This is a genomic window from Microbacterium testaceum (assembly GCF_001476285.1).
Classification (GTDB): Bacteria; Actinomycetota; Actinomycetes; order Actinomycetales; family Microbacteriaceae; genus Microbacterium; species Microbacterium testaceum_B.
In genome coordinates this window covers 33,416-58,047 of the sequence record NZ_LDRU01000001.1, presented here as the reverse complement: position 1 = coordinate 58,047, position 24,632 = coordinate 33,416, and the positions used below count along the sequence as shown (strand labels likewise).

Below are 24,632 nucleotides of genomic sequence, written 5' to 3'. Positions count from 1 at the left end.
CTCGGTAGGCTGGGGGCATGAGCAGCGAGACCGGGCAGGCGACGAACGAGGGAGCCCTCTGGGGCGCCCGTTTCTCGGGCGGACCCTCTCCCGAGCTGGCGGCACTCAGCCGTTCGACGCACTTCGACTGGGACCTCGCCCTCTACGACATCGCCGGCTCGCACGCGCACGCCGCGGCCCTGGAGGCCGCCGGATACCTCGACGCGGCCGAGGCCGCGGCCATGCACGCGGGACTCGACGAACTCGCCGCGCGCGTGAAGGACGGCACGCTGGTCGCCGCTCCCGGCGACGAAGACGTCCACGGCGCTCTCGAGCGCGTGCTCATCGAGACCGTGGGGCCCGCGCTCGGCGGCAAGCTGCGCGCCGGCCGCAGCCGCAACGACCAGATCGCGACGCTCGTGCGTCTCTATCTGCTCGACCACGCGCGCACCCTGACCCGCGAGGTCCTGCGCCTGATCGACGCGCTCGTCGCCCAGGCCGAGGCGAACGCCGGAGCCATCATGCCCGGGCGCACGCACCTCCAGCACGCGCAGCCCGTCCTCCTCGCGCACCACCTGCAGGCCTACGGCTGGGCGTTCACGCGCGGCATCGAGCGCCTGCGCGACTGGTCGGTGCGGGCCTCGGTCTCGCCCTACGGCGGGGGAGCGCTCGCCGGAGCGACCCTGGGCCTCGACCCGCAGCTTGTCGCCGACCGATTGGGACTCGCGCGCCCGGCCGAGAACTCGCTCGACGGCACCGCCTCGCGCGACGTCGTGGCCGAGTTCGCGTTCATCACCGCGATGATCGGCGTCGACCTCTCGCGTCTGGCCGAAGACGTGATCCTCTGGAACACCCGCGAGTTCGGCTTCGTCACGCTCGACGACTCCTACTCCACGGGCTCGAGCATCATGCCGCAGAAGAAGAACCCCGACATCGCCGAGCTCGCGCGCGGCAAGGCCGGCCGTCTGATCGGCAACCTCTCGGGTCTGCTCGCCACGCTGAAGGGTCTGCCGCTGGCGTACAACCGCGACCTGCAGGAAGACAAAGAGCCGGTCTTCGACTCGGTGCGCACGCTCGAGCTCGTGCTGCCGGCATTCTCGGGCATGATCGCGACGCTCCGCTTCCACACCGACCGCATGGCCGAGCTCGCCCCGCAGGGCTTCTCGCTCGCCACCGACGTGGCCGAGTGGCTCGTCCGTCAGGGCGTGGCGTTCCGCGACGCGCACGAGATCTCGGGCGCACTGGTGCGCGCGTGCGAGGAGCGCGAGATCGGTCTCGAAGACGCCGACGACGCCCTGTTGGCATCCGTCTCTCCGTCGCTCACGCCGGCGGTGCGCGAGGTGCTGACCATCGAGGGGTCGGTCTCGAGCCGAACCGGTGTCGGCGGCACGGCCCCCGAGCGGGTGCGCGAGCAGCGCGAGGAGTTGGTGTCGCGGGCTCAGTCGGCCGCGCGCACGCTGATCGGCTGATATCAGTAATTTGCTTATCAAATCAGTTTGATAAGCGATAGGCTTATGGCATGACCATCGCCGTCATCGCCGACATCGTCGCTTCTCGACAGCTCGCCGACCGCGCCGCCGCCCAGAAGCGCCTCGCCGAGACCGTCGACCGCGTGCAGCGAGACCTTGCCGTGGCCGCGGTTCCGCTCTCGGCGGTCGTCGGCGACGAACTGCAGGGGGAGTTCTCCACGCTGCCCGCCGCGATGAGCTGGCTCCTGCTGTTCCGGCTCGCCCTGCCCGACGAGGTCGACTGCCGCTTCGGGATCGGTATCGGGGAGGTGCGGCCCATCGCGCTCGACGATCGCACGATCCCCGAGGGGCCCGCATGGTGGGCGGCGCGCGCCGCGATCGAACACGTTGAGCATCTACAACAGCGCGCCGCGCCGCTCGCGCGCACGTGGATCGAGCTCGGCGAGGGGGAGGATGCCTCCATGGCCGACGCCCTCGCCCTCGCCAACGCGTACGCCCTCAGTCGCGATCAGCTCGTCTCGGGCATGAGCGAGCGGGCGCGGCGGCTCACGTACGGCCGCTGCCTCGGCCGGTCGCAGCGCCGGCTCGCCGAGAGCGAGGGCATCACCCAATCGGCGGTGTCGCAGACCCTCAGTGCGGCGGGTTCCGCCGCGATCGTCGAGGGGTTCGCGGCTTTGTCGTCGGGGGTGCGCTCGTGATCGCGGCGGGACTCCTCCTGCTCGCCGTCGGTGCGGTCGACCTGTTGCGCCAGATGGTCCGCACGCGGCGTTGGCTCGCGTTCACGCTCGCGGCGGTCGCACTGGTGGTGGTGTCGGCGGGGCTGGATGCCGTGATCGCGGGGCTCCTCGCCGTCGCGGTCGCCGCCATTTGGACGTGGGTCATGCCCGAACGCGGTCCCGCTCGCGCGGGGTTGTGGCCCGTCGCCCTGCTCGGGCTGACGGCGGCGGCGTGCGTCGTGATCGCCCGTGGTCGCCCGCGCCCGGGTCCCCTCGGGGAGCTCTGGGCCACCTATCGACCGACCGACACGGTGTCGGTCGACGTCATCCTGCTCGTGATCGGCTGCCTCGTCTTCTTGCTCGAGTCGGGCAATGCCGTGGTGCGCATCGCGCTGCGCTCCGAGATGGGGGAGCGCGAAGCCGTGCAGACCCCTCCGTCGGACGCCGCGGGGTCGCCGTCGGTCGCCGACGGCGCCGCGAACGCGCCCCGCCGAGCGGACGATCCCCCGGCAGACGCGCTCCGCGCCGCCGACCGGCCCCGCCGCGCCCGAAGCGACGCGCTTCCCGCCCCGACCGAGCCCGGTGACCCGGTCTCCACGCCCAGCCCCGTGCTCAAGGGTGGTCGCCTCATCGGCCCCCTCGAGCGCATCCTCGTCTTCGTGCTGACCCTCGCCGGCGCGTACACCCTGATCGCCGCGGTGTTCGCCGCGAAGGGCATCGTCCGCTTCCCCGAGATCTCGGCCGACGGGAGGAGCGGCAACCGCGCCGAGTACTTCCTCATCGGCAGCCTGGTCAGCTGGGTGAGCGCCCTCGCAGCCGCGTTCCTCGTGTGGTGGGGTGTCAACGCCGGTTGACGACCTCCGCCACCGCGAGGGCGAGCCGCCGTGATGGACGCCGCGCCCCGAGCCCTGGCATCCGGGGTCCGATACCCCCGCTGGTAGCCTGAACGGGTGTCTGCACCGATCGACGCGGCGCCCGTGAGCGCCCTCCAGCCCGCCAACGACCCGACTTTCGACAACGTCTGGGACGAGCTGGTCTATCGCGGACTCATCCACGTGTCGACCGACGAGACCGAGCTGCGCGAGCTCCTCGGCGGGGACCCGATCGTCTTCTACTGCGGCTTCGACCCGACCGCGCCGAGCCTGCACCTGGGCAACCTCGTGCAGCTGCTCACCATGCGTCGTCTGCAGCTCGCCGGGCACCGCCCGCTCGGGCTCGTCGGCGGCTCGACCGGCCTGGTCGGCGACCCCCGTCCGACGGCCGAGCGCACGCTCAACACGCGCGAGACCGTGGCCGAGTGGGTGTCGCGTCTGCGCGCCCAGGTCGAGCGCTTCTTGAGCTTCGAGGGCGACAGTGCGGCCCGCATGGTCAACAACCTCGACTGGACGGCACCGCTCAGCGCGATCGACTTCCTGCGCGAGATCGGCAAGCACTTCCGCGTCGGCACGATGCTGAAGAAAGACGCCGTCAGCGCGCGCCTGAACTCCGAGGCGGGCATCAGCTACACCGAGTTCAGCTACCAGATCCTGCAGGGACTCGACTACCTCGAGCTGTACCGCCAGTACGGCTGCGTGCTGCAGACCGGCGGCAGCGACCAGTGGGGCAACCTCACCAGCGGCACCGACCTGGTCCGCAAGGTCGAGGGCGCGTCGGTCCACGCGATCGGCACCCCGCTCATCACCAACAGCGACGGCACGAAGTTCGGCAAGAGCGAGGGCAACGCCATCTGGCTGGATGCCGACATGTGCAGCCCGTGGGCGATGTACCAGTTCTGGCTCAACACCGACGACCGCGACGTGATCGAGCGCCTCAAGGTGTTCACGTTCCTCACGCGCGCCGAGATCGAGGAGTACGAGGCGCTCGTCGAGGCCGAGCCGTTCCGCCGCGCGGCGCAGAAGCGCCTCGCGCGCGAGGTCGTCACGACCGTGCACGGCCCGGAGGCGACCGAGGCTGTCATCGCCGCGACCGAGGCGTTGTTCGGCCAGGGCGACGTGACCGCGCTGGATGCCGCCGTGCTCCGCACCGCGCTCGAGGAGCTGCCGCACGCCACCGTCGCCGCGGGATCCACCGTCGTCGAGGCGCTCACCGCGACGGGCCTGTCGTCGAGCCTCAGCGACGCGCGCCGCGCGATCGCCCAGGGCGGAGTGACGCTCGACGGCGAGAAGGTCACCGGCGACGAGGCGCTCGTCGAGGGCACCCTGCCGGGTGGCGTCTCGGTGCTGCGCCGCGGAAAGAAGACGCTCGCGGGACTCTTCCTCAGCTGACATGCCGTTCACCGTCAGCCACGCGGTCGTCGCCCTGCCCTTCGTGCGGACACCGCTGGTGCCGGCGGCGATCGCGATCGGCGCGATGACCCCCGACCTTCCGCTGTTCCTGCGCGGAATCGTGCCCCCGTACTCGGTGACCCACGATCTCGCGTGGCTGCCGGTGACGGTCGTCATGGCGTTCGCGCTGCTCCTGGTGTGGCGGTGCGTGCTGCGTCCCGCGACGCGGGAACTGCTGCCGCGGCGCGTCGCCGAGCGCCTGCCCGAGGGATGGGATGCCGGTGCCCCCGCGGCCGCGCGCGAGACCGTCGGCGGGGGAGTCAGCGGCATCCTGTGGCTCGTCGTCTCGCTCGCGCTCGGGGCGGTCACGCACGTCGCGTGGGACTTCTTCACGCACGAGGGGCGAGCGGGCGACGCCCTGTTCCCCGCGCTCGAGCAGCAGTGGGGGCCGCTCCTGGGCGTGAAGTGGCTGCAGTACGGCTCGGGGGCGTTCGGGCTGGCCGGGCTGGCGGTCTTCGGGTTGTGGTGGCTGTCGAAGCGCGCGGCGGTGCCCGTGCGGCGTGTGGTTCCGGATGCCGTCCGCGCGGCGTGGTGGCTCTCGCTTCCGGTCGCGCTGGTCGGGGCGAGCCTCGTGGCGCTCGCGGTCGAGGGAGGGTTCGGCGCGGAGTACACCCCGACCCACCTGATCTACGGCGTGCTCGTGAAGGTCGCCGCCGTGTGGGGTATCGCGACCGTGCTGCTCGCCGTTCTCGTGCAGGCGCGGCGTGCGCGGCTCGCGCGGACGGCACGCGGCTGACCCGCGGCGCGCGGTGCGCGGCCCGGGGTGCGCGGCTCACGGCGCGGGATGGGCGAGACTGCACGCGGCTGACAAGTCCACTGCAGCCTGCAGTGGGGATGTCAGCGCGTTGCCGTCTCGCGGAGCCTGGAGCCTGGAGCCCGGCTCCTGCCCGCGGGTCACGCCGGGCGGGGCGGCGGGCGGCGGCTAGACTCGACGACGTTATGACGAAGGCGGGAGACTCGGTGTCGGCGAGCACGAAGGGCAGCAAGACGGGGGCAGACGAGGTCATCCTCGGCCCCACCGGTCGTCCCTACCAGGGGTTTCCCACCCCGCCGGCTCTCGACAGCCACGGTCCCGCGCGCATCATCGCGCTGTGCAACCAGAAGGGCGGCGTCGGCAAGACGACGACGACCATCAACCTCGCCGCCTCGCTCGCCGGCTACGGCCGCCGCGTGCTCGCGATCGACTTCGACCCCCAGGGAGCGCTGTCGGCGGGTCTCGGCATCCAGACCCATGACGTGCCGACGATCTACGACCTGCTGCTCGACACCAAGCGCGACCCGCGCGAGGTCATCGTGCAGACGCGAGTCGAGGGCCTCGACGTGCTGCCGGCCAACATCGACCTGTCGGCCGCCGAGGTGCACCTCGTCAACGAGGTCGCCCGCGAGACGATCCTCGCGCGCGTGCTGCGCAAGGTCGCGGCCGACTACGACGTCATCCTCATCGACTGCCAGCCCTCGCTGGGCCTGCTCACCGTGAACGCGCTCACCGCCGCGCACGGCGTGCTCATCCCGCTCGAGTGCGAGTTCTTCGCCCTCCGCGGTGTCGCCCTGCTGGTCGAGACCATCGACAAGGTGCGCGACCGCCTGAACCCGGCGATCCAGCTCGACGGCGTGCTGGCGACGATGTACGACCCCCGCACGCTGCACTCGCGCGAGGTGCTCGAGCGTGTCGTCGAGGCGTTCGGCGACGACGTCCTCGAGACGGTCATCGGTCGCACGGTGAAGTTCCCGGATGCCTCGGTCTCGGGCATGCCGATCACGGAGTTCGCGCCCGAGCACGCCGCCGCCCAGGCCTACCTGCGGTTGGCGCGGGAGCTGGTCGCGCGTGGCGCCGTCGCCTGACGACACCCCCGTCGCGGCGGCATCCGCCCCCGGTGGCTTCGACGAGCTCAGCCACCTCTCGCGCGAGACTGGTGATCCCGCGACCGAGGTCCCGGAGCCCGTCGAAGGGACCGACGCCGCCGGCTTCCGCGTCACCCTCCCCGTCTTCGACGGACCGTTCGACCTGCTCTTGACCCTCATCTCGCGCGCCGAGCTCGACATCACCGAGGTCGCACTCAGCCGCGTGACCGACGAGTTCATCGCTTACCTCCGCGACCTCGGTCCCGAGCAGGATCTCGACGAGGCATCCGAGTTCCTCGTTGTCGCCGCGACCCTGCTCGACATGAAGATCGTCGGGCTGCTGCCGCAGGGCGAACTCGTGGATGCCGAGTCCGTGGCGCTGCTCGAAGCGCGCGACCTGCTGTTCGCCCGACTCCTCCAGTACCGGGCGTTCAAAGAGGTATCGGCGTGGTTCGCGCGGTGCCTGCAGCGCGAGGATCGCCGGCACACCCGCGACGTGCGGCTCGACGAGAAGTACCGCGCAGCCGTGCCGGAGCTCGTGTGGACGCTGAGCCTCGACGACTTCGCTGCCCTCGCCGTCGTCGCGATGGCGCCCAAGCAGATCCCCACCGTCGGGCTCGACCACCTGCACGCGCCGCTCGTGAGCATCCGCGAGCAGGCCGCGATCGTCGTGACGCTGCTCCGTTCGGCGGGGACCCTGAACTTCCGCGACCTCGTCGCCGGCGTCACCGAGACCGGCGTCGTCGTCGCGCGGTTCCTCTCGATCCTCGAGCTGTATCGCCACGCGGCGCTGTCGTTCGAGCAGCTCGAGCCGCTCGGGGAGCTGACCCTGCGCTGGACCGCCGAGAGGTGGTCGGAAGAGAACCTCGCCGCCCTGGGAGCCGACTATGACCGCTGACCCGCAGGCCCCGATCCCGGCTCCGCGGCCGAGCGATCCGGCATCCGTCGCCCGTCGTCTGGAGGCGATCCTGCTCGTCGTCGACGAGCCGCAGAGCCTCGTGAGCCTCGCCGCCGCGGTCGGCGCGCCCGTGCCGGCCGTGCGCCAGGCCGTCGAGGCGCTCGCCGCGGACTACAACGGCGAGACCGGTGGGCCGGTCCGCGGCTTCGAGCTGCGCGAGGTCGGCGGCGGATGGCGGTTGTACGTCCGCGAGGAGTATGACGACGTCGTGGGCGAGTTCGTGAACACCCAGGCGCCCTCGCGGCTGTCGCAGGCGGCGCTCGAGACCCTGGCCGTCATCGCGTACAAGCAGCCCGTGACGCGCGGGCAGGTGGCATCCATCCGTGCCGTCAACGTGGACTCGGTCGTCCGGACGCTGCTCGCCCGCGGACTCATCACCGAGGTGTTCACCGACCCCGACACGGGGGCGATCCACTATGGGACGACCGACCAGCTGCTGGTCAATCTGGGCATCAACTCGCTCGATGAGCTGCCCCACATCTCGCCGTTGCTCGACGACGGCGCTGACGGATTCGACGGAGAGGTTTTGAGATGAGTGACGCTTCGACAGGCTCAGCGACCGGGGGCTCGCGCTCGGCGAGCGGGGGCGAAGAGGGTGTCCGCCTGCAGAAGGTGCTCGCGAACGCGGGCGTGGCCTCGCGCCGCGTCTCGGAGGAGATGATCGTCGCGGGCCGCGTGCGCGTGAACGGCGTGGTCGTGACGGAGCTCGGCTCGCGCATCGATCCAGAGGTCGACCTCGTCGACGTCGACGGCACGGCGATTCAGCTCGACGCATCGAAGCGCTACGTCATCCTGAACAAGCCGACGGGCGTCGTCAGCTCGATGAGCGACGACCGCGGGCGCCCTGATCTGCGTCGCTACACGAAGGACTGGGACGAGCGCCTGTTCAACGTCGGACGACTGGATGCCCACACCTCGGGCCTTCTCGTCCTGACCAACGACGGCGACCTCGCCCACGTGCTCGCACACCCCTCGTTCGGCGTGACGAAGGTGTACATCGCGAAGGTCGAGGGGCAGGTGCTGCCCCAGACGATCCAGCGACTGATCAAAGGCGTCGAGCTCGAGGACGGACGGATCGCGGCCGACAAGGCGCGCCTGCTCGACGCGTCGCGCGGCGAGAGCCTCGTGGAGCTGACGCTGCACTCGGGCAAGAACCGCATCGTCCGGCGGATGATGGCCGAGGTCGGCCACCCCGTCGTCGAGCTGGTGCGTCGGCAGTTCGGGCCCCTGCACCTGGGAACACTCCCGGTGGGCAAGGCGCGCGAGTTGACTACAGTAGAACGCGGCGCCCTGCTCACGCTGTCCCGTCGGGACGGCGACACTCCCGCGGAGTGAGCCTCCGGGGCGTCTCGCGGTGCGAGGGGCGCCGCCCAGGGCAGGAGACCCGATGAGCGAACCGAACGGAACGTCCGCGCGCGCGGCCGGTCCTTTGGCGACCCGCACGAGCGGAACCGTCCGCGTCGTCGGCTCGGGCCTGCTGGGGGCGAGCATCGGCCACGCGCTCACCGCGCGCGGGGTCGACGTCGTGCTCGTCGACGCCTCTCCCTCGCAGCTACGCCTCGCGATCGACTACGGCGCGGGCCGCGCCGAGCGCCCCGACGACCGGCCGTCGCTGATCGTGGTCGCCACGCCGCCCGACGTGATCGCCGATGTCGTGCAGCGTGAGCTGGAGGCGTTCCCGGATGCCGTCGTCACCGACGTCGCGAGCGTCAAGCTCGAACCGCTGCGCACCCTGCGCGAGCGCGGCGTCGACCTCACGCACTACATCGGCTCGCACCCCATGGCCGGACGCGAGCGCGGGGGAGCGATCTCTGCCCGGGCCGACATCTTCATCGGTCGTCCGTGGGTCGTGTGCCGGGATGCCGAGACCTCCGCGCACGACCTGTCGCTCGTCGAGGGGCTCGCGCTCGACCTCGGCGCGACGCTCATCGAGATGACGCCCGAGGAGCACGACGAGTCCGTCGCGCTCATGTCGCACGTGCCCCAGCTGGTCGCGAGCCTCCTCGCCGGTCGTTTCGTCGAGGCGCCCGACGGATCCCTGCGCCTCGCGGGCCAGGGCGTGCGCGACACGACGCGCATCGCGGCATCCGCTCCCGAACTGTGGGTGCAGATCCTCGGCGCGAACGCTGCCCCCGTGGTCGAGGTGCTCGACCAGCTCGCCGCCGACCTGTCCGAGGTCGCCGAGGCGCTGCGCGACCCCGACGTGCCCGGCGCGCGGCGCGCGATCGCCGACACGATCCGCCGCGGTAACGAGGGTGTGGAGCGCCTGCCCGGCAAGCACGGCCAGAACCGCCGTTTCGATACTTTCGTCGTCATGGTCGACGACACCTCCGGCCAGCTGGGTCGCCTCTTCGGCGAACTCGGCGACCTCGACGTCAACGTCGAAGACCTACGCCTCGAGCACTCGCCCGGAGCCCCGTTCGGCCTCGCCGAGATCAGCGTCGTCCCCGACGCGGTCCGCCGGGCGGTCGACGGGCTCCAGCAGCGCGGTTGGCGGATTGCGAGCACCACCCATGACTGAACCCCTCCTCAAGCCCGCTCTCGGCGCCCCCGTCGAGGGCTCGTCGGCCAGCGAACCCGTCGTCGTCGCGATCGACGGCCCCGCCGGCAGCGGAAAGTCGAGCGTGTCGAAGGCTGCCGCCACGCGCCTCGGCTACGGCTTCCTCGACACCGGCGCCGCTTACCGCGCCCTCGCGTGGCACGCTCTCGAGCACGGCGTCGACACGTCCGACGCCACCGCGGTGCTCGAAGTCTTCGGCGATTTCGACTACGCGATCTCGCTCGACACGGCCGACCGCTGGGTGCGCGTCGGCCCCGTCGACGTGACCGCCGCGATCCGCGAGCCCCGGGTCACCGACGCCGTGAGCGGGGTCGCGCGCGTCGCCCCCGTGCGGCACGCGGTGACCGAGCTGTTTCGTCGGCTCGTGGCATCCGCTGCTCTTCCGGGCGTCGTGGTCGAGGGACGTGACATCACGACCGTCGTGTTCCCCGATGCGCCGGTGCGGATCCTTCTGACCGCGGCGCCCGAGGTGCGCGCCGCGCGGCGCAGCGCAGAACTGACGACACAGGATGCCGCAGCCGTCGCTGCCGCGCTGCACAAGCGCGACGCGGCCGACTCCACGGTCGTCGACTTCCTCACCGCCGCTGAAGGCGTCGAGGTCGTCGACTCGACCCACCTCGATTTCGAACAGACCGTCGATGCCGTGCTGAGCGTCGTCGACTCCACGATGGGAGCCCGCGATGGGCGTTGAAGACGAGTACGAAGGCGGGCCCGACCAGCTCGCCGAGAAGATGGCCGAGCTGGACGAGGTCCTCGCCGAACAGCGGGCCGAGGCGCTGCGCGCGGGCCTCGAGGACTTCGACCTCGACGAGGACGACGCGGCGCTCCTCGCCGGTCTCGCCTCGGGCGAGGGAGCGATCGAGTTCCTGCCGGCGCTGCCGGTGGTCGCGATCGTCGGTCGCCCCAACGTCGGCAAGTCGGCGCTGGTGAACCGCATCCTCGGGCGCCGCGAGGCCGTGGTCGAGGACACCCCCGGGGTTACGCGCGACCGCGTCACGTACAAGGCCGAGTGGCTCGACCGCCGCTTCTCGCTGGTCGACACCGGCGGGTGGGAGCCCGACGCGAAGGGCATCGACCGTTCGGTCGCCGCGCAGGCCGAGGTCGCGATCGACCTCGCCGACGTCGTGCTCTTCGTCGTGGACGCCACGGTGGGGGCGACCTCGACCGACGAGCACGTCGTGAAGCTGCTGCGCAAGAGCAAGAAGCCCGTCTTCCTCATCGCCAACAAGGTCGACGACGCCCGCCAGGAGCCCGAGGCCACGGCCCTGTGGAACCTGGGTCTCGGCGAGCCGCACCCCGTGTCGGCGATCCACGGTCGCGGTGTTGCCGACCTGCTCGACGAGCTCATGAAGGTGCTTCCCGACGTCTCGGCCGTCGCGAAGTACGAGATCGGCGGGCCGCGCCGCGTCGCGATCCTCGGTCGCCCCAACGTCGGCAAGTCGTCGCTGCTCAACAAGGCCGCTGGCGAGGAACGCGTCGTCGTGAACGAGCTCGCGGGCACCACGCGTGACCCCGTGGACGAAGTCGTCGAGCTCGGCGGCAAGCTCTGGACGCTGGTGGACACCGCCGGCATCCGTCGCCGCGTGCACCTGTCGCAGGGCGCCGACTTCTACGCGTCGCTGCGCACCTCGACGGCGCTGGAGAAGTCCGAGGTCGCCGTCGTCGTGCTCGACGTGTCGCAGCCGATCAGCGTGCAAGACCTCAACATCATCGACCTCGTGCTCGAGTCCGGGCGCGCGCTCGTGCTGGCGTTCAACAAGTGGGACCGTCTGAACGACGACGACATGGAGAACCAGGACCGTCGTCGCTACCTCGAGCGCGAGATCGAGCAAGACCTGGCGCACGTCGCGTGGGCTCCGCGCGTGAACATCTCGGCCCGCACCGGCCGTCACCTCGACAAGCTGGTGCCTGCCCTCGAGACGGCGCTGGAGTCGTGGGACACCCGCATCCCCACCGGCAAGTTCAACGCGTTCCTGTCGGAGCTCGTCGCCGAGCACCCGCACCCCCTGCGCGGTGGCAAGCAGCCCCGCATCCTGTTTGGCACGCAGGCGGCGACGCGTCCGCCGACATTCGTGCTCTTCACGACCGGGTTCCTCGACCCGGGCTACCGCCGGTTCATCCAGCGGCGCCTGCGCGAGATCTACGGCTTCGAGGGCACGCCGATCGTGCTGAACATGCGTATCCGCGAGAAGCGCCAGCGCTGAGTCGCCTCGAGAGCGCCCCGGTCACCGTCGTGGTGGCCGGGGCGTTTCGTCGTTGTTCGCGAAACAATCACGCGTTTCCTCACAGAAACCTCCCAGGAATGGATACGCTGCATCAGCGGTGGGCTACAGGGTCCGCCCGCGTGCGGCACGTCGGCCGCTGACAAGGGGGATCTCCATGACCAATCTGCAGGCCGAACCGGCACTCGATCAGCCGTACTACGGAGCGCCGTTCGGTGCCGCCGTGCGCCGCATCTTCAAGAAGTACGCGACCTTCACCGGCCGCGCGAGCCGGAGCGAGTACTGGTGGTGGATCCTCGCGAACGGCCTCGTCGTCCTCGTGCTCAACGTGCTCGCGGCCGTGACGGGCGGGGTCACCACGGGCCCGTACGGCGAGGTGCAGCTCGCCGGTGGGATCGGTGTGATCTTCGTCGTGCTGTCGGTGATCTGGGGCCTGGCCACGATCGTCCCGCACATCGCGGTTCTCGTGCGCCGCCTGCACGACACCAACCGCAGCGGCTTCTGGGCTTTCATCTACTTCGTGCCGCTCGTCGGGCCGATCATCCTCTTCGTCTTCACGCTGCTGGGCTCGAAGCCCGAGGGTGCGCGCTTCGACCGCTGACATACTTCTTTCGCGTGCCCCGGCCCCGATTGCGGGGGTCGGGGCACGCGGCTGTTCCGGGGCCGTGGGGCCCGTGGTGCGGGGTGGGCCGTCGGGCGGAGTCGGTGGGTGACACGCCGTTTTCCGGTGACGTGGGGTCGGCGTGTCGGCATCCGGATCCGCGTGACGGCTCGGGGGTGGCTCCGGACGGGATTGCGGCGCCATGAGTCGTCGGGCTGACCCGGGCGCGCCGAGGTGTGCCAGGCTGGACGGGATGACGATCGAGCCCCCTGCCGCCGGTGAACCGCGGCGCCCGCACGGTCCCCGCGATCCCGGGGATGCGTGGGTCGTCGCGCCGACGGGGGAGAGGTACTGGGGGCGTTTCGGGGCCGCCGGTCTGCTCGCCCTCGACGCCGAGCGGGGCGTGCTGCTGCAGCACCGCGTGTCGTGGAGCCACTTCGGCGACACGTGGGCGCTCCCCGGCGGTGCGCGTCACGAGAACGAGTCGGCGCGCGACGGTGCGTTGCGCGAGTCGGGCGAAGAGGCCGGCGTGCCCGAGGACGCCGTGCAGGCGCGCTTCGAGAGCGTGCTCGACCTCGGCATCTGGACCTACACGACCCTCGTCGCCGACGTCACCTCGCCCTTCGAACCCGTGATCAGCGACCCCGAGAGCGTGGCGCTCGAGTGGGTGCCGGTCGACGAGGTCGAGTCTCGGCCCCTCCACCCGGGCTTCGCCGCGGCGTGGCCCGCCCTCCGCTCCGCGCTGTCGGTGCGTCCCGCGGTGGTGGTCGATGTCGCGAATGTCATGGGGTCGGTGCCCGACGGCTGGTGGAAAGACCGCGCCGGCGCGGCCGGGCGACTGCTCACCCGCCTCTCGGCACTCGCGTCGAAGGGAATGGATGCCGAGGCCCTCGGCCTTTCCGCCACGCGCTGGTTCCCGTTCGTTGCGGCGGTGCTGGAGGGCGATGCGCGTGCGACGGACGTCGATCACGACCTGGTCGCGGTGTGGCGGGCCAGCGGGTCGGGCGATGACGAGATCGTGCGCGTGACGTCGAAGCTCGTCGGCTCATGGGATCCGGTGATCGTGGTGACGAGCGACCGCGGGCTGACGGAACGCGTGGAGGCTCTGGGGGCATCGGTGCGTGGGACGCGGTGGTTGCTGGATCAGTTGGGCTGACGGACCCACGGGTCTCTTGGGGTTCTCGGGCTGGCCCTGTGGTCCTCGGCCCCGGTGCCTTCGTTCGGGAGTTCGGGAGCTCGGGGCGTCGGGGCGTCCGGGCGTGACCAGCGGAGGACAGGGGACCGGCGGAGGATGATCTCGCGCGGTTCGTCCTCCGCTCATCCCTCGCCCTCCGCTCGTCACCGGCGGGTGCGTGACTCCGGGGCGGTGAGCATCTCAGTCGAGGTCGCGGCCGCGAAGCTTTTCGATGTCGCGGCGGTCGCGCTTGGTCGGGCGTCCCGCGCCGCGGTCGCGAACCGGGACGAACGGCATGCTCTCGCGCGGCGGTGGCGGGGGAGTGCGGTCGTCGAGCGCCTCGGCGACGAGGGCGGCACCGACGCGCTTCGCGATCGTCTTCTTGACGACGAGGATGCGGTCGAACCCCTGGATCCGGACGCGCAACTCGTCGCCGGGTCGGACCGGCTGCGCGGCCTTGGCGCGTTCGCCGTTGACGCGGACGTGCCCCGCGCGGCACGCGGTGGTCGCCGCCGAGCGGGTCTTGTAGACCCGAACCGCCCACAGCCAGGCGTCGACGCGCGCGGTGGTCGTGGCATCCGTCATGTCAGGTCTTTCGTCGGCGAACCTCCATCGTAGGACGGGCCGTCAGTCGTGCAGGGTGAGCGCGACGAGGGCGCGGTCGGGTTTGGGGCGATCCACGACGTCGAAGCCGGCGGCCTCGAAGACCGAGACGGTGCCGCGGAAGAGCTGGTTCGACGACCGCTTCGCGGCGGCGGGGTCGAGTGGGTACCCCTCGATGACGCGCGCCCCGCCGTCGCGGGCGGCGGCGACGGCGGCATCCAGGAGCTGGCCGGTGAGCCCCCTGCCGCGGTGTTCTTCGCGGACGACGAAGCACGAGACCGCCCACACGTCGTCGGCGTCGAGCGGCTCGGTGGTGGAGGCGGTGACGTCGCGCGTGCGGGCGAGGCGCGGTTGGGCGGTGCGGGGTCCTACGCGCACCCAACCCGCGGGTTCGCCGTCGACATACGCGATGAGTCCGGGCGGGCGGCCGTCGCTGAACTCGGCGCGGAAGAGCTCGGTGCGTTCGGCGACGGATGCCTCTCTCCACGGGCCGTTGGGGAGGAGCCACCACTGGCACTGGCATTCCGGGCCGTCGCCGCTGTCGAGGGCGACCTCGGCGTCGTCGAAGCGGTCACCGGTCGCGGGGAGGATCTCGATGCTCATGCGGCGACGGTAGCGAGGGGGTCCGACACCGGCAAGGGATTGCCGGTCGCTCGGTTTCTCCTGCTCGCGCACACGCCCGGGCTGCGGCCGGTTCGCGGCACGGTCGCGGAGCGGCTAATATAGGGGAGTTGCCCGCTCGCGGGCGACGGGATGTGGCGCAGCTTGGTAGCGCACTTGACTGGGGGTCAAGGGGTCGCAGGTTCAAATCCTGTCATCCCGACAGTCGAGGCCCGAACTTCCGCAGGATTGCGGGGGTTCGGGCCTCTTGTCGTTTCCGTGCCTTTCCGGCCGGACAGGCTTTTCGTCGGCGCGTCGGCGTGGCGATGGTCTGAGGGTCGGGGCGCGGGAACATTGCGCCTGAAACGAAGCCGCGGCTAACTTGGGGCGGGTGCCAGAGCGGGTTTCGGAACGAGTACGGAGGCTCCTCGTGGAGCAGCCGAGCATCGACGTGCGCTTCACGGCTGCCATCGCCCCGGAGAGCTTCCACCACGCGGTTCGGCCGAGCGGTGCGGTGCTGTTCCTTCACCCGGTTCACCGAGACCTCGTGGAGCAGCTGCGCGGCGGGTGACCGAGGGTCGCGGGTCCGCGCTCAGCCGCACCGCGCCACGCCGACCCACAGGATCGTGATGGTCGTCACGCTGCGCGAGTCCGAGCTCGTCGCGCCCCACGTCGGGGTGAGGTTGGTGCGCACGCGGACCACCGAGGTTCTGCCGAACGAGAACGGGGTGTTCGCTCGGAGTTGGACGGAGCGGGCGTCCGGGCCGAGGGTGGCGATGGAGCCGCGGCCGTCGACGAGGATCTCGAAGTTGTCGGGTGTCTCGGCGTTGTAGGTCCACCCGATGGTGACGGAGCCGTCGAGGTTGTTCCGACAGGTCAGATCCGAGGGTGCTTCGGCCGTCGCCGCGCGGACGGAGCCGAGCGTCTGCGTGCGATCCGAGAAGGATGCCGCCCGAGCCGGTGAGGCTGCGGCGACGGCGGCAATCGTGAACGCCGCGACGAACGCCATCGTGCGGGATCGGCTGCGGCGGGTCTCGGCATCCTGTGACCGGGCGCTCTCGCGAGGCTCGGGGCGCGGCTCAGGGGGGTCGCCCGCGCCTCGAGCGATCGGGGGACTGAGCGCGATCGCGATCACGGCGACCAGACCGAGGACCGTCGCGGCGAGACCGACGGCGTCGCCGTCGCGGGCCTGCTGGATGGGGATGCCGATCCAGGGGACCCTGAGGGCTCCGATGCCGAGGACGTCGGATCGGAGCACGGGCGACGAGTCGGCCTCGGGGTTGGCGTCGCCTTTGGTGATCAGCTCGGCACCCTCGACGGCGAAGAGGCGGTGGAGACGGAGCCGACCGGGGTGGTCCGGGTCGTTGACGAGGACGACCTGACCGGGACGAACCTCAGCGGGATCGAGGGGCCCGACTGACCACGAGGCGGCCTTCCGCGGAGGCGCATCCGCGCCGCTCCACCCCGACCCGCAGAACTGTCTCAGACCTCGTCTCGGCCCCCGGCCTTGACTACGACGCGGCGTCATCGTTTTGCCTGAGGGGGTACGAATTCCTCGCAGAGACAGGTGCCCTCATGACCGCACACCATTCCCGTTCGTCGTCGCCATTCTCCGGATACCTTCAGGGGCTCCGATCGAGGCCGCAGGCGTGGCGGACGATCGCCGCTGTCGTCGGGGGTCTTCTGGTCATGCTCGTCGTGCTGGGAGGACTTGCCATTCCCGCCGGCATGGCGGTGGACAGGTGGATCGGGGTCGCGCCGTTCGACCCGTCTCGACCGACATTCACGATCGGGTTCTGGGTCGCCGGCAACCTTCTGCTCGCTCTGCTGATCCCCGCCAGCATGCTGCTGCAGAAGCTCATTTACGGTGCGGGGTGGGGCACGTTGTCGTCCGTGTCCGGGCGGTTCCGCTGGTCAGTGATGGCACGGGCCGCGGCGGTGGTCGTGCCCGTATGGGGTGCGTACGCGGCGATCATCCAGCCGGTACTGGGCACCGGACAGCCCGTGTGGAGCGCTTCCCATCTTCTTCTCGGCCTGGTCGCCATCGTGACGATCCCCCTTCAGTCGGCGGGGGAGGAGTATCTGTTTCGCGGGCTGATCTTCCGCGCCGTCGGCGCGCGGTTCGTTCGCCCCGTGGTCGCATTCCTCGTCGCGACGACGATCACCGCCGTCCAGTTCGGCGTGATTCACGGATCGGCTGATCCCTGGGCCGTTGCGTATTACATCGTCATCGGGATCAGCTTCGCGGTTCTCGCCGAGCGCACCGGGGGATTGGAGGTTCCTGTGCTCATCCACGCGGTCAACAACACGCTGCTGCTGGTGCCGGTCATTCTCGCGGGCGAGCTTGCATCCGTTTCGACCCCGTCCGGCCCGATCCTCATCGTGCCCGTGCTCCTGGTCGTCACCCTCACTCTCGTACTCTGGAGGATCACCCCGTGGCTCCAGGCACGGGTACCTCGGCGGACGGAGGCGATGACGTGAGAAGCCGCGATCTCGCTCGACTCGCGGGCGTTTCGGTACGAACATTGCGCCACTACCATCAGATCGGGGTGCTCCCCGAGCCGCCTCGGTCGGCGAACGGCTACCGCAGCTACGCGGCATCCGATCTCATCCGGGTTCTGCGGGTCAGGCGTCTCACCGATCTGGGAATGCCGCTTTCGCGGATCGATCCCCTCATGGACATCGACGCCGAGCTCGCTTTGTTGGACGACGACTACGCCCGGCAGATCGAGCATCTCCGACGACGTCGCGAAGCGATCCGCGCCCTGCGCCAGCGAGACACCCCCGTCGACACCCCCGCCTTCGCGCGGGAGTATCTCGCGGTGGTGGGTGGGCGGCGTGAGCTCCCGACGCCGTCGGTGGAGATCGAGCGGGACGCGGCTCTCCTCCTCGAGTCGATCCTCGACCCGGCGTCGATCTCACGACTCACCGCGCTTCGTCAGGATGAGATCGAGCGATTGGCGGACGTGTCGGCCGCTCTTCTCGACCTCGACGAGGATGCCTCTCGCGAGCACCTCGACACGGTCGTGGACGCGCTCGTATCCGTGCTCCGCCAGGTGACGCCTCTGCTCTTGGCCTCACGGCCCACTCCGGATGTCGCGCGATCGTTCGACGTCTACGTCGACGACCAGCTTCCGCCCGTCCAGCGCGAGACGGTACGCCGCGCGGTGAGGCGATTGCGGGACTGAGGAGAGCGGTGATCGAGGCGACGAGCTATGCGGGTCGACGACCGCACGCTCGAAGCCGGTGTGGCGCGTCCTGGTCTCGCGGCCTCAGGCGCACCGCGCCACGCCGACCCACAGGATCGTGATGGTCGTGACGCTGCGCGAGTCCGAGCTCGTCGCGCCCCACGTCGGGGTGAGGTTGGTGCGCACGCGGACCACCGAGGTTCTGCCGAACGAGAACGGGGTGTTCGCTCGGAGTTGGACGGAGCGAGCGTCCGGGCCGAGGGTGGCGATCGAGCCGCGGCCGTCGACGAGGATCTCGAAGTTGACGGGCGTCTCGGCGTCGTAGGCCCAGCCGATGGTCACCGACCCGTCCAGATTGTTCTGGCAGGTCAGGTCCGACGGCGCTTCGGCTGTCGCCGCGCGGACGGACCCCAGGGTCTGGGTGCGGTCGGAGAAGGCGGCCGCGTGCGCCGGCGAGGCTGCGGCGACCGCGGCGACCGTGAACGCCGCGACGAAGGCCATCGTCCGCGATCTGGCACGGCGGGTCCCGGCATCCGGTGACCGTTCGCTGTCGCGCACCTCGGGGCGCGGCGCGGGGGGATCGTCGTCGTTCCGTGCGGTCGGACGAGCGAGAGCGAGCACGATGACGGCGACGAGCCCCAGGACCGTCGAGGCGAGGGCGACAGCGTCACCGTCGCGAGCCTGCTGGATCGGGATGCCGATCCAGGGAACGCGGAGGACTCCGATGCCGAGAACGTCCGACCGGAGCACCGGCGACGAGTCGGCCTCGGGGTTGGCGTCGCCTTTCGTCGTGAGTTCTGCGCCCTCGACGGCGTACAGACGGTGGAGGCGGAGCCGCCCGGGGCGGTCCGGATCGTGGACGAGGACGACCTGACCGGGGCGCAGTTCGGCGGGGTCGATGGGGCGGCTGACGACGAGGTCGCCGGTCTGAATGGCCGGTTCCATCGAGCCGGTCATGACCGTGGTCGTCTGCCATCCGATCGCGAGCGGCGCGACCGCCCAGAATGTCATGCCGAAGACGACGGCGAGGGCGGCCCGTGCGGCGATGACAGCGCAGAAGCGGAGCCAAGCCCATAACGGGCGGGCGGGATCCGTGACGGATGACCCGCCCGCGCCGTCTCTGGAGCGACTCCTCAGCTCACTGATTTTGCGCTTCCCAGGTGAAGTTGACGTTCGCGGTGGCGCCCATGATCGACGAGGGGGCGTTCGCCGAGACCGAGTACGTGATCTGGAACGTGCGTGTCTCGGGGGAGTCGCCGCCCGCGGGAGCCCAGTTCCCCACACCGCTGCCGTAGTCCGTGGCGTCGTTCACGAACGAGGTGAGCGTGTTGTCGTAGACCGACGCGCCGGAGGAGATCGGCGAGAAGCCGTTGCAGCTGCCGTTGCCGCCGCCGGTACCCTGGGTGACCGTCAGATTCAGCCAGTCGCCGATCCCCTGGCTCTGGGAGGCATCCGTCGCGTACAGCTTGACCGCGGCAGGCAGGCTGCCGGTGGAGGTGACGGCGACACAGGTGGTGCCCGTCGATCCCGGCTTCAGGTTCGTCGCGTCGAACGCCGCGCTGTTGGGCGAGCTGTTGGTGAGGCCGACCGAACCGGCCGACCAGTTGTTCGACGGGTTCGAGGTCGTCGCCGAGAAAGCGGAGTACGACGCGGTGGAGACCAGCGCTCCCGCGGCGATCAATGAGAGAGGGATCACGGCGATCGTTGCGATCTTGCCGAGGCGGCGCGAGGGCGTGGCGGGGATTTTTCGCATGACGAAGACTCCTTGAACGGGGAGGGCGAGTGGGATGAAGGACGTACGGCAGGCGGGGTGATTCTTCAAACACGGGCGGCCGAGGCTGCCGGGAACTGCTCTCTGAGCACTTCGAAAAGTGCCTAGCCGAACTATAAGTACGGTAAACTAGTTACTCAAAATATGAGACAGAGTGTGGACTATTCTTGGTCCATGGGGTATGAGCAGAATCCCGCGAGGGAATCGCTCCCCTCCGCGAGTCCGGACGAGATCGTCGCAGCGTGGTACCGGATGCAGGTGCAGAACGCCCATCTCCTTCAGCGTCTGGCGCTGGAGCACGAACTCAATCCGATCGATCTCCGGGCTCTGAAGTTCCTCGGCATGGATGACGAACCGCGAACGCCCAAGGACCTCGCCCGTTTCCTCCAGGCCGGCAGTAGCCTCGCGAGCGCCGTGATCGAACGGTTGGAGTTGCGACACTTCGTCCGACGCGAACCGAACCCCCGGGATCGTCGCAGCACCCTTCTGCAGCTCGAAGACGGGGGTCGTGCCGTGGTGGATCAGCTGCGCCGCTTGTACGGCCGAGCGCTGTCGGGATTGTTCGGCCACCCCGACCAGGACGCGATCCTCACCGCCACGCAGCAGATCGAAGAGGGGCTGCGCGAAGCGGCCTCGTACTGATGCGTGGTGAGTATGCCCTCGACCGCGAGCGGTAGAGGGGTGAATTCAGCGGCGTTCGACGCGTGGCGCTCGGCGCTCCGCGCGAGCGGTGCACGCCCGTTCCGGCCAGACGGCCGCTGGTATCGGCCCCGCGATCAGGAGCCGAAGAAGAGGCGCGCACGTCCCGGGTGACCGCTCGCGCTTGGTGTGGAGTGATCGTGCCCGCGATGAAATGGATCGTGACTGAGCGCATCGGCTGGGTAGACCTCCTCCGCGGGGTGGTGGTCGTGCTTCTCCTGCTCTGGCACGCCTCGTCCCTCCCGGCCTATCTCGGATGGGACATGCCCGTCTGGCTCTTCCTCGTCAACGAGATCTTCATGCCGTGGCGGATGCCCGCGCTCATGTTTCTCTCGGGCATGCTCCTGACGCGAGCACTTCGAAAGGATCTCCTCGACTACTACCGAGGCAAGGCTCGCACCCTGTTGTGGCCGTACCTCGTGTGGTCAGCGCTCTACCTGCTGACCTTTCCGTTTCCCAATGGCTCGATCGTGTCACCGCGGTCGTGGATCGCCACGGGATATCTGTGGTTCATCTTCTTCCTCCTCGCCTACGCCGTCGTCGCCCCCCTCGCGACGAGATTGGCGTGGCCGATCGTGATCCTGCCGGCGGCGATGCTTTCGGCGGTCGGGGGCGATTCGACGCTCGGAAAGATGTCATTCTTCGCCGTGTTCTTCTTCGGGGGATACTTCCTTGCGCGCGTCATGCCGGGCATCTTGCGGGCTCGGGCCGTGTGGGTTCTGGCCTTATCGGGTGTGACCGTGGTGTTCACGGTCGCGTCGGTGACGCTGAGCGCGGCGAGCGGGGAGCACTTTTTCCAGTTCTCGATCATCACCGCACCCGCTGTCTGCGCGATGATCCTCCTCACCGCGATCGTGGCAAGCCGCATCGCGCCGGCCGTCACCTCGACGAACGTGGGACGCTACATCGCCTGGATGGGGCGCAATTCGATCGTCTTCTACCTCGCGCACTTTCCGGCGATGGTGGCGGTCGGCCAGATCGCGACGGCGCTCCACGTGCCGCTGGGGCTATGGCTCGTCGCCGCCAACCTCGTGGTCGGTCTCCTGGTGTCTTCGGTGCTGGCGCGACACTCGTCAAGGTTTCCCGTCGCCTGGCTGTTCCGGATACCGCGGCGGCGACCGCATCTCGTGTGAGCGAGGGTGAGGCTTCTTTCCGACCCGTTCTCAGCTGTACGAGCGCACGAGCACCAGCGCCCGCTCCGCGACCCCGGCCTCGCGCACGGCGAGCGCATCGATCACGGCACTCATCCGCTCGACGCGCTGCCGCCACTCCGGGCCCCGCTGCTCGCGGCGGGGCAGTGCCTCGAGGGCCTGCACCTCGCGCCAGGCGGTGAACAGGACCGTCTCGTAGAGCTGCTGGTCCGCCTCGGCCGCTCGTCCCCGGTGACCGTCGGCCGTGCCGAGGACGGCGACGGCATCCAGTCTCGACAGGTCGAGGCCCATCGCGAGCGCGTTGAGCTTGGCGCGCAGCTCGCGCAGCTGGGCGCGCGTCCGGCGGGATCCGGCGCCGCGCAGGAGCAGCTGGGCGAGTGACCACACGATCATCGCGAGGGTCTGGACGCCGGTCCACGTCGCGAGGGCGACGACCCAGAACAGCGTCGCGGGGGAGAGGGAGCTCACACGGAGGTCGTTGTACTCCAACTGGCGGCCGAGTTTGATCATCTCGGATGCCACGACCCACCCCGCGGGATTCGCCCAGTCCTCGCCGGGTTCGTTCGTGAAGCGGGGCTCCGTCGCGAGGAAGTCGTAGGCTCCGAGCCGGCTCTCCGTCCCGGTGCTGAGCGTTCCCGTCAGGGGGAGACCGACGCCGTACGAGCCGTCGTCGCGGATCCAGAAGGGGAGGATCGCGTGACCCGCTCGCACGTCGCCGGTCGCCGGGTCGAGCGTTCCCGGCACGGCGGCCTCGACCTCCGTCTTGATACGTGCGTAGGCCTCCAGCACCTCGAAGTAGTCGAGCTTCACGCCTCCCTCGACCTCGGGGTTCGAGCGAACCGTGACGTAGTCGTCGATCGGGAGCAGGGGAACGACCAGGTCGATCCGCTCCGGAAGCAGTGCGTCGTCGTCGCTGCGCTGTGCCGTGCGCTCCATGGCATCCCGAACGAAATCCAGCGACAGCGTCTCGATGTTGGGGTCTTCGCGTTCGGCATCCTCGGGGTTGTTGTAGGTCGGCAGGAGGGTGGGGTCGCCGACGACCTCCAGGCTGGCGAGGGGGACGTCGCCGGTCAGCTCGCGTCCGTAGGTGGCATCGCTGCGTTCCATGGCGGACGTCGCCACGAAGCCGGCGATGAGGGCGGCCACCAGGGGGATCCCGGCGATCGTGAGAGGGGTGAAGTCCGGTGCGAGCTTGTCGACCCGGATGCCGGATCCCGACCTCCGCGGGTGAGTGGTGCCGCTTCTCGCGGCGTCGAGAGCGTCCGCGATGAGCAGGATCCGTTCGGCGTGGTGCGCCGGCGGGAGGCCCTTGCGCGGGGTCAGGTCGAGAGAGGAGCGGAGCTCGTCGAGCGTCTCGGCTGCGCCTCCCGTGGCGATGCGCGCCCGGTCCTCGAGGCGTCGATCCAGCGCCCCGGCGGCGATGTGCGAGGTCGTGCCGCGCGGGATCTTCTTCTCGAGACGGTTCTCGATCCTCGCCAGCGTGACGGAGAGGCGGCGTTCGGCTTCGCGCCACCTGGTCATCAGGTCGATGTGGCGCACGACGGCCTCGGGGCCGTTGTCGTCGCCGAACGTCGTGTCGGCCTCGCGTACGAGAGCGAGGAGGTCGCGCCGCTGGCGGCCGAGGCTCTCGATCTCCTTCTCGGAGAGGAGCTCCGGGCGGGCGAGGACATCGTCGACCGCGAGTGTGGAGGTCAGGGCGATCCGTCCGAGGATCGTGCCGCCGGCGGCGTGCCCGACACGCAGCGACGAGGCAGCGACGAGTGCATCGGCGCGACGGCGGAGAGCCGCCGTGCGCCTCGCGAACTCCGCGAGATCCAGCGGCGTCTCGGGAGCGCCGCGCTCGTGCACGCGGGTCCACGGGTCGAGCAGCTCGCGCGTGAGGACCTGCTCCTCGTGGGCGAGCTTCAGGCTCTCCTTGCGGATCGCCGCCCAGTCCTTGCGGAGCTTCTCATTGACGTCCTTCGCGACGTTCCGGGCGCGAGCGTCGGCACCGCGATCGAGTTCGGCGCCGGCGATGTCGACGTGCGCCTCGAGGATGTCGAGTTCGAGGACGACGCGGGCGAGCTCGAGCCGCGCCCGCGAGAAGGTGCGCCGCCGGTTGCGCTCTCGCGCGAGATAGCGCGCCCAGAGCACCATCATGAACAGTCCGACGAGCAGCGGAAGTGCAGCGAGGGAGACCCAGAGCACCGGCGACCGGGGGCCGCCGTCGAACGCCCGCGACGCCGCCGTGAGTGCCGCGCCGACGACGGCGCCCGGGCCCTGGCCCTGCGTCAGGTTGTTGAGGAAGGCCTCGCGGATGTCGACGGCCGCCGAGTAGTTCGGGTTCCAATCGTCTCCCTCGAGGCGTTTCGCCACCGAGGCGCGAGAGACATCGGGCAGGACGAGGTCGGGATCGTCGGGATCGATCCCCACCGACACCATGACGTCGGCGCCGCGAGGGAGCTCGCCGTTCTCGTACTCGTCCCACGTGAGCTCGCGCTCGACGACCAGCACCGTGAACGGCTCGTAGCTCAGGGCGCGGCCCCGGGCCGCGGCATCCACGGTCTCCTGGGTGATCCCGTACGGGAGATCACCCTCGACGAGGAAGGTGATCGGCTTGTCGGGCTGGGCGAGGATGTGCGCCTGCGCGACCTGCGCGAGCCCCGCGGACAGCGCCGCCAGCGCGACCGCGACGACGGGCACCATCCATTTCGAGCGGTACAGGGCGTTCTTGCGTCGACCTTTGTCCCCCATATGTCGATGCTATGCGGAGCTCCAGACCGGTACCGGGCTGGC

Annotated in this window: 25 protein-coding genes and 1 tRNA gene; 20 read left to right on the top strand and 6 right to left on the bottom strand. The window is 70.2% G+C overall.

Features of this window, described 5'->3' with window-relative positions; translation table 11 throughout:
• Positions 1–17: 17 nt before the first annotated feature.
• The 14 genes from argH (at position 18) to NS283_RS00230 (ending at position 13,827) form a co-directional block, all read left to right on the top strand.
• Positions 18–1,448 (top strand): argininosuccinate lyase, encoded by a 1,431-nt coding sequence (gene argH, locus NS283_RS00295; protein ID WP_058594885.1) that lies wholly within the window; start codon positions 18–20, stop codon positions 1,446–1,448.
• A 50-nt stretch (positions 1,449–1,498) separates the two neighbouring features.
• Positions 1,499–2,146 (top strand): SatD family protein, encoded by a 648-nt coding sequence (locus tag NS283_RS00290; protein ID WP_058594884.1) that lies wholly within the window; start codon positions 1,499–1,501, stop codon positions 2,144–2,146.
• The gene (locus NS283_RS00285; RefSeq protein ID WP_058594883.1) at positions 2,143–3,018 is read left to right on the top strand and encodes a hypothetical protein; all 876 of its coding nucleotides are present in this window, start codon (positions 2,143–2,145) and stop codon (positions 3,016–3,018) included. Before NS283_RS00290 ends, NS283_RS00285 begins: the two co-directional genes overlap by 4 nt.
• A gap of 96 nt (positions 3,019–3,114) precedes the next feature.
• Positions 3,115–4,428 (top strand): tyrosine--tRNA ligase, encoded by a 1,314-nt coding sequence (tyrS, locus tag NS283_RS00280; protein ID WP_058594882.1) that lies wholly within the window; start codon positions 3,115–3,117, stop codon positions 4,426–4,428.
• 1 nt (position 4,429) lies between these two features.
• Positions 4,430–5,224: a DUF4184 family protein gene (locus tag NS283_RS00275; RefSeq protein ID WP_058594881.1), complete on the top strand. Its 795-nt coding sequence runs from the start codon at positions 4,430–4,432 to the stop codon at positions 5,222–5,224.
• A gap of 203 nt (positions 5,225–5,427) precedes the next feature.
• Complete coding sequence (locus tag NS283_RS00270; RefSeq protein WP_058594880.1) at positions 5,428–6,330, top strand: ParA family protein; 903 nt, start codon at positions 5,428–5,430, stop codon at positions 6,328–6,330.
• Positions 6,314–7,228, top strand: coding sequence for a segregation and condensation protein A (locus tag NS283_RS00265; RefSeq protein ID WP_058594879.1), 915 nt, complete (start codon positions 6,314–6,316; stop codon positions 7,226–7,228). The genes NS283_RS00270 and NS283_RS00265 overlap by 17 nt, the downstream gene beginning before the upstream one ends.
• Positions 7,218–7,823 carry an SMC-Scp complex subunit ScpB gene (gene scpB / locus NS283_RS00260; RefSeq protein ID WP_058594878.1) on the top strand — a complete coding sequence of 202 codons (606 nt, stop codon included), beginning with the start codon at positions 7,218–7,220 and terminating at the stop codon, positions 7,821–7,823. Before NS283_RS00265 ends, scpB begins: the two co-directional genes overlap by 11 nt.
• The gene (locus NS283_RS00255) at positions 7,820–8,623 is read left to right on the top strand and encodes a pseudouridine synthase (protein ID WP_058594877.1); all 804 of its coding nucleotides are present in this window, start codon (positions 7,820–7,822) and stop codon (positions 8,621–8,623) included. Before scpB ends, NS283_RS00255 begins: the two co-directional genes overlap by 4 nt.
• Positions 8,624–8,675: 52 nt before the next feature.
• Positions 8,676–9,809 carry a prephenate dehydrogenase gene (locus NS283_RS00250; protein WP_058594876.1) on the top strand — a complete coding sequence of 378 codons (1,134 nt, stop codon included), beginning with the start codon at positions 8,676–8,678 and terminating at the stop codon, positions 9,807–9,809.
• Positions 9,802–10,539 (top strand): (d)CMP kinase, encoded by a 738-nt coding sequence (cmk, locus tag NS283_RS00245; RefSeq protein WP_058594875.1) that lies wholly within the window; start codon positions 9,802–9,804, stop codon positions 10,537–10,539. Before NS283_RS00250 ends, cmk begins: the two co-directional genes overlap by 8 nt.
• Positions 10,529–12,052: a ribosome biogenesis GTPase Der gene (gene der / locus NS283_RS00240; protein WP_058594874.1), complete on the top strand. Its 1,524-nt coding sequence runs from the start codon at positions 10,529–10,531 to the stop codon at positions 12,050–12,052. Before cmk ends, der begins: the two co-directional genes overlap by 11 nt.
• Before the next feature lie 175 nt (positions 12,053–12,227).
• Positions 12,228–12,671: a DUF805 domain-containing protein gene (locus NS283_RS00235; RefSeq protein ID WP_058594873.1), complete on the top strand. Its 444-nt coding sequence runs from the start codon at positions 12,228–12,230 to the stop codon at positions 12,669–12,671.
• Between the two features lie 253 nt (positions 12,672–12,924).
• Positions 12,925–13,827 (top strand): NUDIX domain-containing protein, encoded by a 903-nt coding sequence (locus NS283_RS00230; protein WP_058594872.1) that lies wholly within the window; start codon positions 12,925–12,927, stop codon positions 13,825–13,827.
• A gap of 219 nt (positions 13,828–14,046) precedes the next feature.
• Here the strand turns inward: NS283_RS00230 and NS283_RS00225 are convergent, their stop codons facing one another.
• Positions 14,047–14,430, bottom strand: a complete 384-nt coding sequence (locus NS283_RS00225) for an RNA-binding S4 domain-containing protein (RefSeq protein ID WP_058594871.1) — start codon at positions 14,428–14,430, stop codon at positions 14,047–14,049.
• 42 nt (positions 14,431–14,472) lie between these two features.
• Positions 14,473–15,051: a GNAT family N-acetyltransferase gene (locus NS283_RS00220; protein WP_058594870.1), complete on the bottom strand. Its 579-nt coding sequence runs from the start codon at positions 15,049–15,051 to the stop codon at positions 14,473–14,475.
• A 146-nt stretch (positions 15,052–15,197) separates the two neighbouring features.
• On the opposite strand from NS283_RS00220, the gene NS283_RS00215 reads away from it, so the two are divergent.
• Positions 15,198–15,271: transfer RNA gene (locus NS283_RS00215), tRNA-Pro, on the top strand.
• A gap of 207 nt (positions 15,272–15,478) precedes the next feature.
• A complete protein-coding gene (locus NS283_RS00210) occupies positions 15,479–15,619 on the top strand; it encodes a chemotaxis protein CheY (protein WP_241490475.1) in 141 nt (46 codons plus the stop codon).
• Between the two features lie 21 nt (positions 15,620–15,640).
• Here the strand turns inward: NS283_RS00210 and NS283_RS00205 are convergent, their stop codons facing one another.
• Positions 15,641–16,306, bottom strand: coding sequence for a hypothetical protein (locus tag NS283_RS00205; RefSeq protein WP_153003232.1), 666 nt, complete (start codon positions 16,304–16,306; stop codon positions 15,641–15,643).
• 317 nt (positions 16,307–16,623) lie between these two features.
• On the opposite strand from NS283_RS00205, the gene NS283_RS00200 reads away from it, so the two are divergent.
• Positions 16,624–17,529: a CPBP family intramembrane glutamic endopeptidase gene (locus NS283_RS00200; RefSeq protein ID WP_081317172.1), complete on the top strand. Its 906-nt coding sequence runs from the start codon at positions 16,624–16,626 to the stop codon at positions 17,527–17,529.
• Positions 17,484–18,236, top strand: a complete 753-nt coding sequence (locus tag NS283_RS18240) for a MerR family transcriptional regulator (protein ID WP_342586558.1) — start codon at positions 17,484–17,486, stop codon at positions 18,234–18,236. Before NS283_RS00200 ends, NS283_RS18240 begins: the two co-directional genes overlap by 46 nt.
• 84 nt (positions 18,237–18,320) lie before the next feature.
• On the opposite strand, the gene NS283_RS00190 is transcribed toward NS283_RS18240, so the two are convergent.
• Both NS283_RS00190 and NS283_RS00185 read right to left on the bottom strand, forming a co-directional pair.
• Positions 18,321–19,247, bottom strand: coding sequence for a signal peptidase I (locus tag NS283_RS00190; RefSeq protein ID WP_058594865.1), 927 nt, complete (start codon positions 19,245–19,247; stop codon positions 18,321–18,323).
• 127 nt (positions 19,248–19,374) lie between these two features.
• The gene (locus tag NS283_RS00185; protein ID WP_058594864.1) at positions 19,375–19,989 is read right to left on the bottom strand and encodes a hypothetical protein; all 615 of its coding nucleotides are present in this window, start codon (positions 19,987–19,989) and stop codon (positions 19,375–19,377) included.
• Positions 19,990–20,181: 192 nt separating this feature from the next.
• Here NS283_RS00185 and NS283_RS00180 point away from each other — a divergent pair, with 192 nt between their 5' ends.
• Both NS283_RS00180 and NS283_RS00175 read left to right on the top strand, forming a co-directional pair.
• The gene (locus NS283_RS00180) at positions 20,182–20,649 is read left to right on the top strand and encodes a MarR family winged helix-turn-helix transcriptional regulator (RefSeq protein ID WP_058594863.1); all 468 of its coding nucleotides are present in this window, start codon (positions 20,182–20,184) and stop codon (positions 20,647–20,649) included.
• A gap of 218 nt (positions 20,650–20,867) precedes the next feature.
• Positions 20,868–21,839, top strand: a complete 972-nt coding sequence (locus NS283_RS00175) for an acyltransferase family protein (RefSeq protein WP_193752603.1) — start codon at positions 20,868–20,870, stop codon at positions 21,837–21,839.
• A gap of 30 nt (positions 21,840–21,869) precedes the next feature.
• Here the strand turns inward: NS283_RS00175 and NS283_RS00170 are convergent, their stop codons facing one another.
• Positions 21,870–24,590: a hypothetical protein gene (locus NS283_RS00170; RefSeq protein WP_058594861.1), complete on the bottom strand. Its 2,721-nt coding sequence runs from the start codon at positions 24,588–24,590 to the stop codon at positions 21,870–21,872.
• Positions 24,591–24,632: the final 42 nt, after the last annotated feature.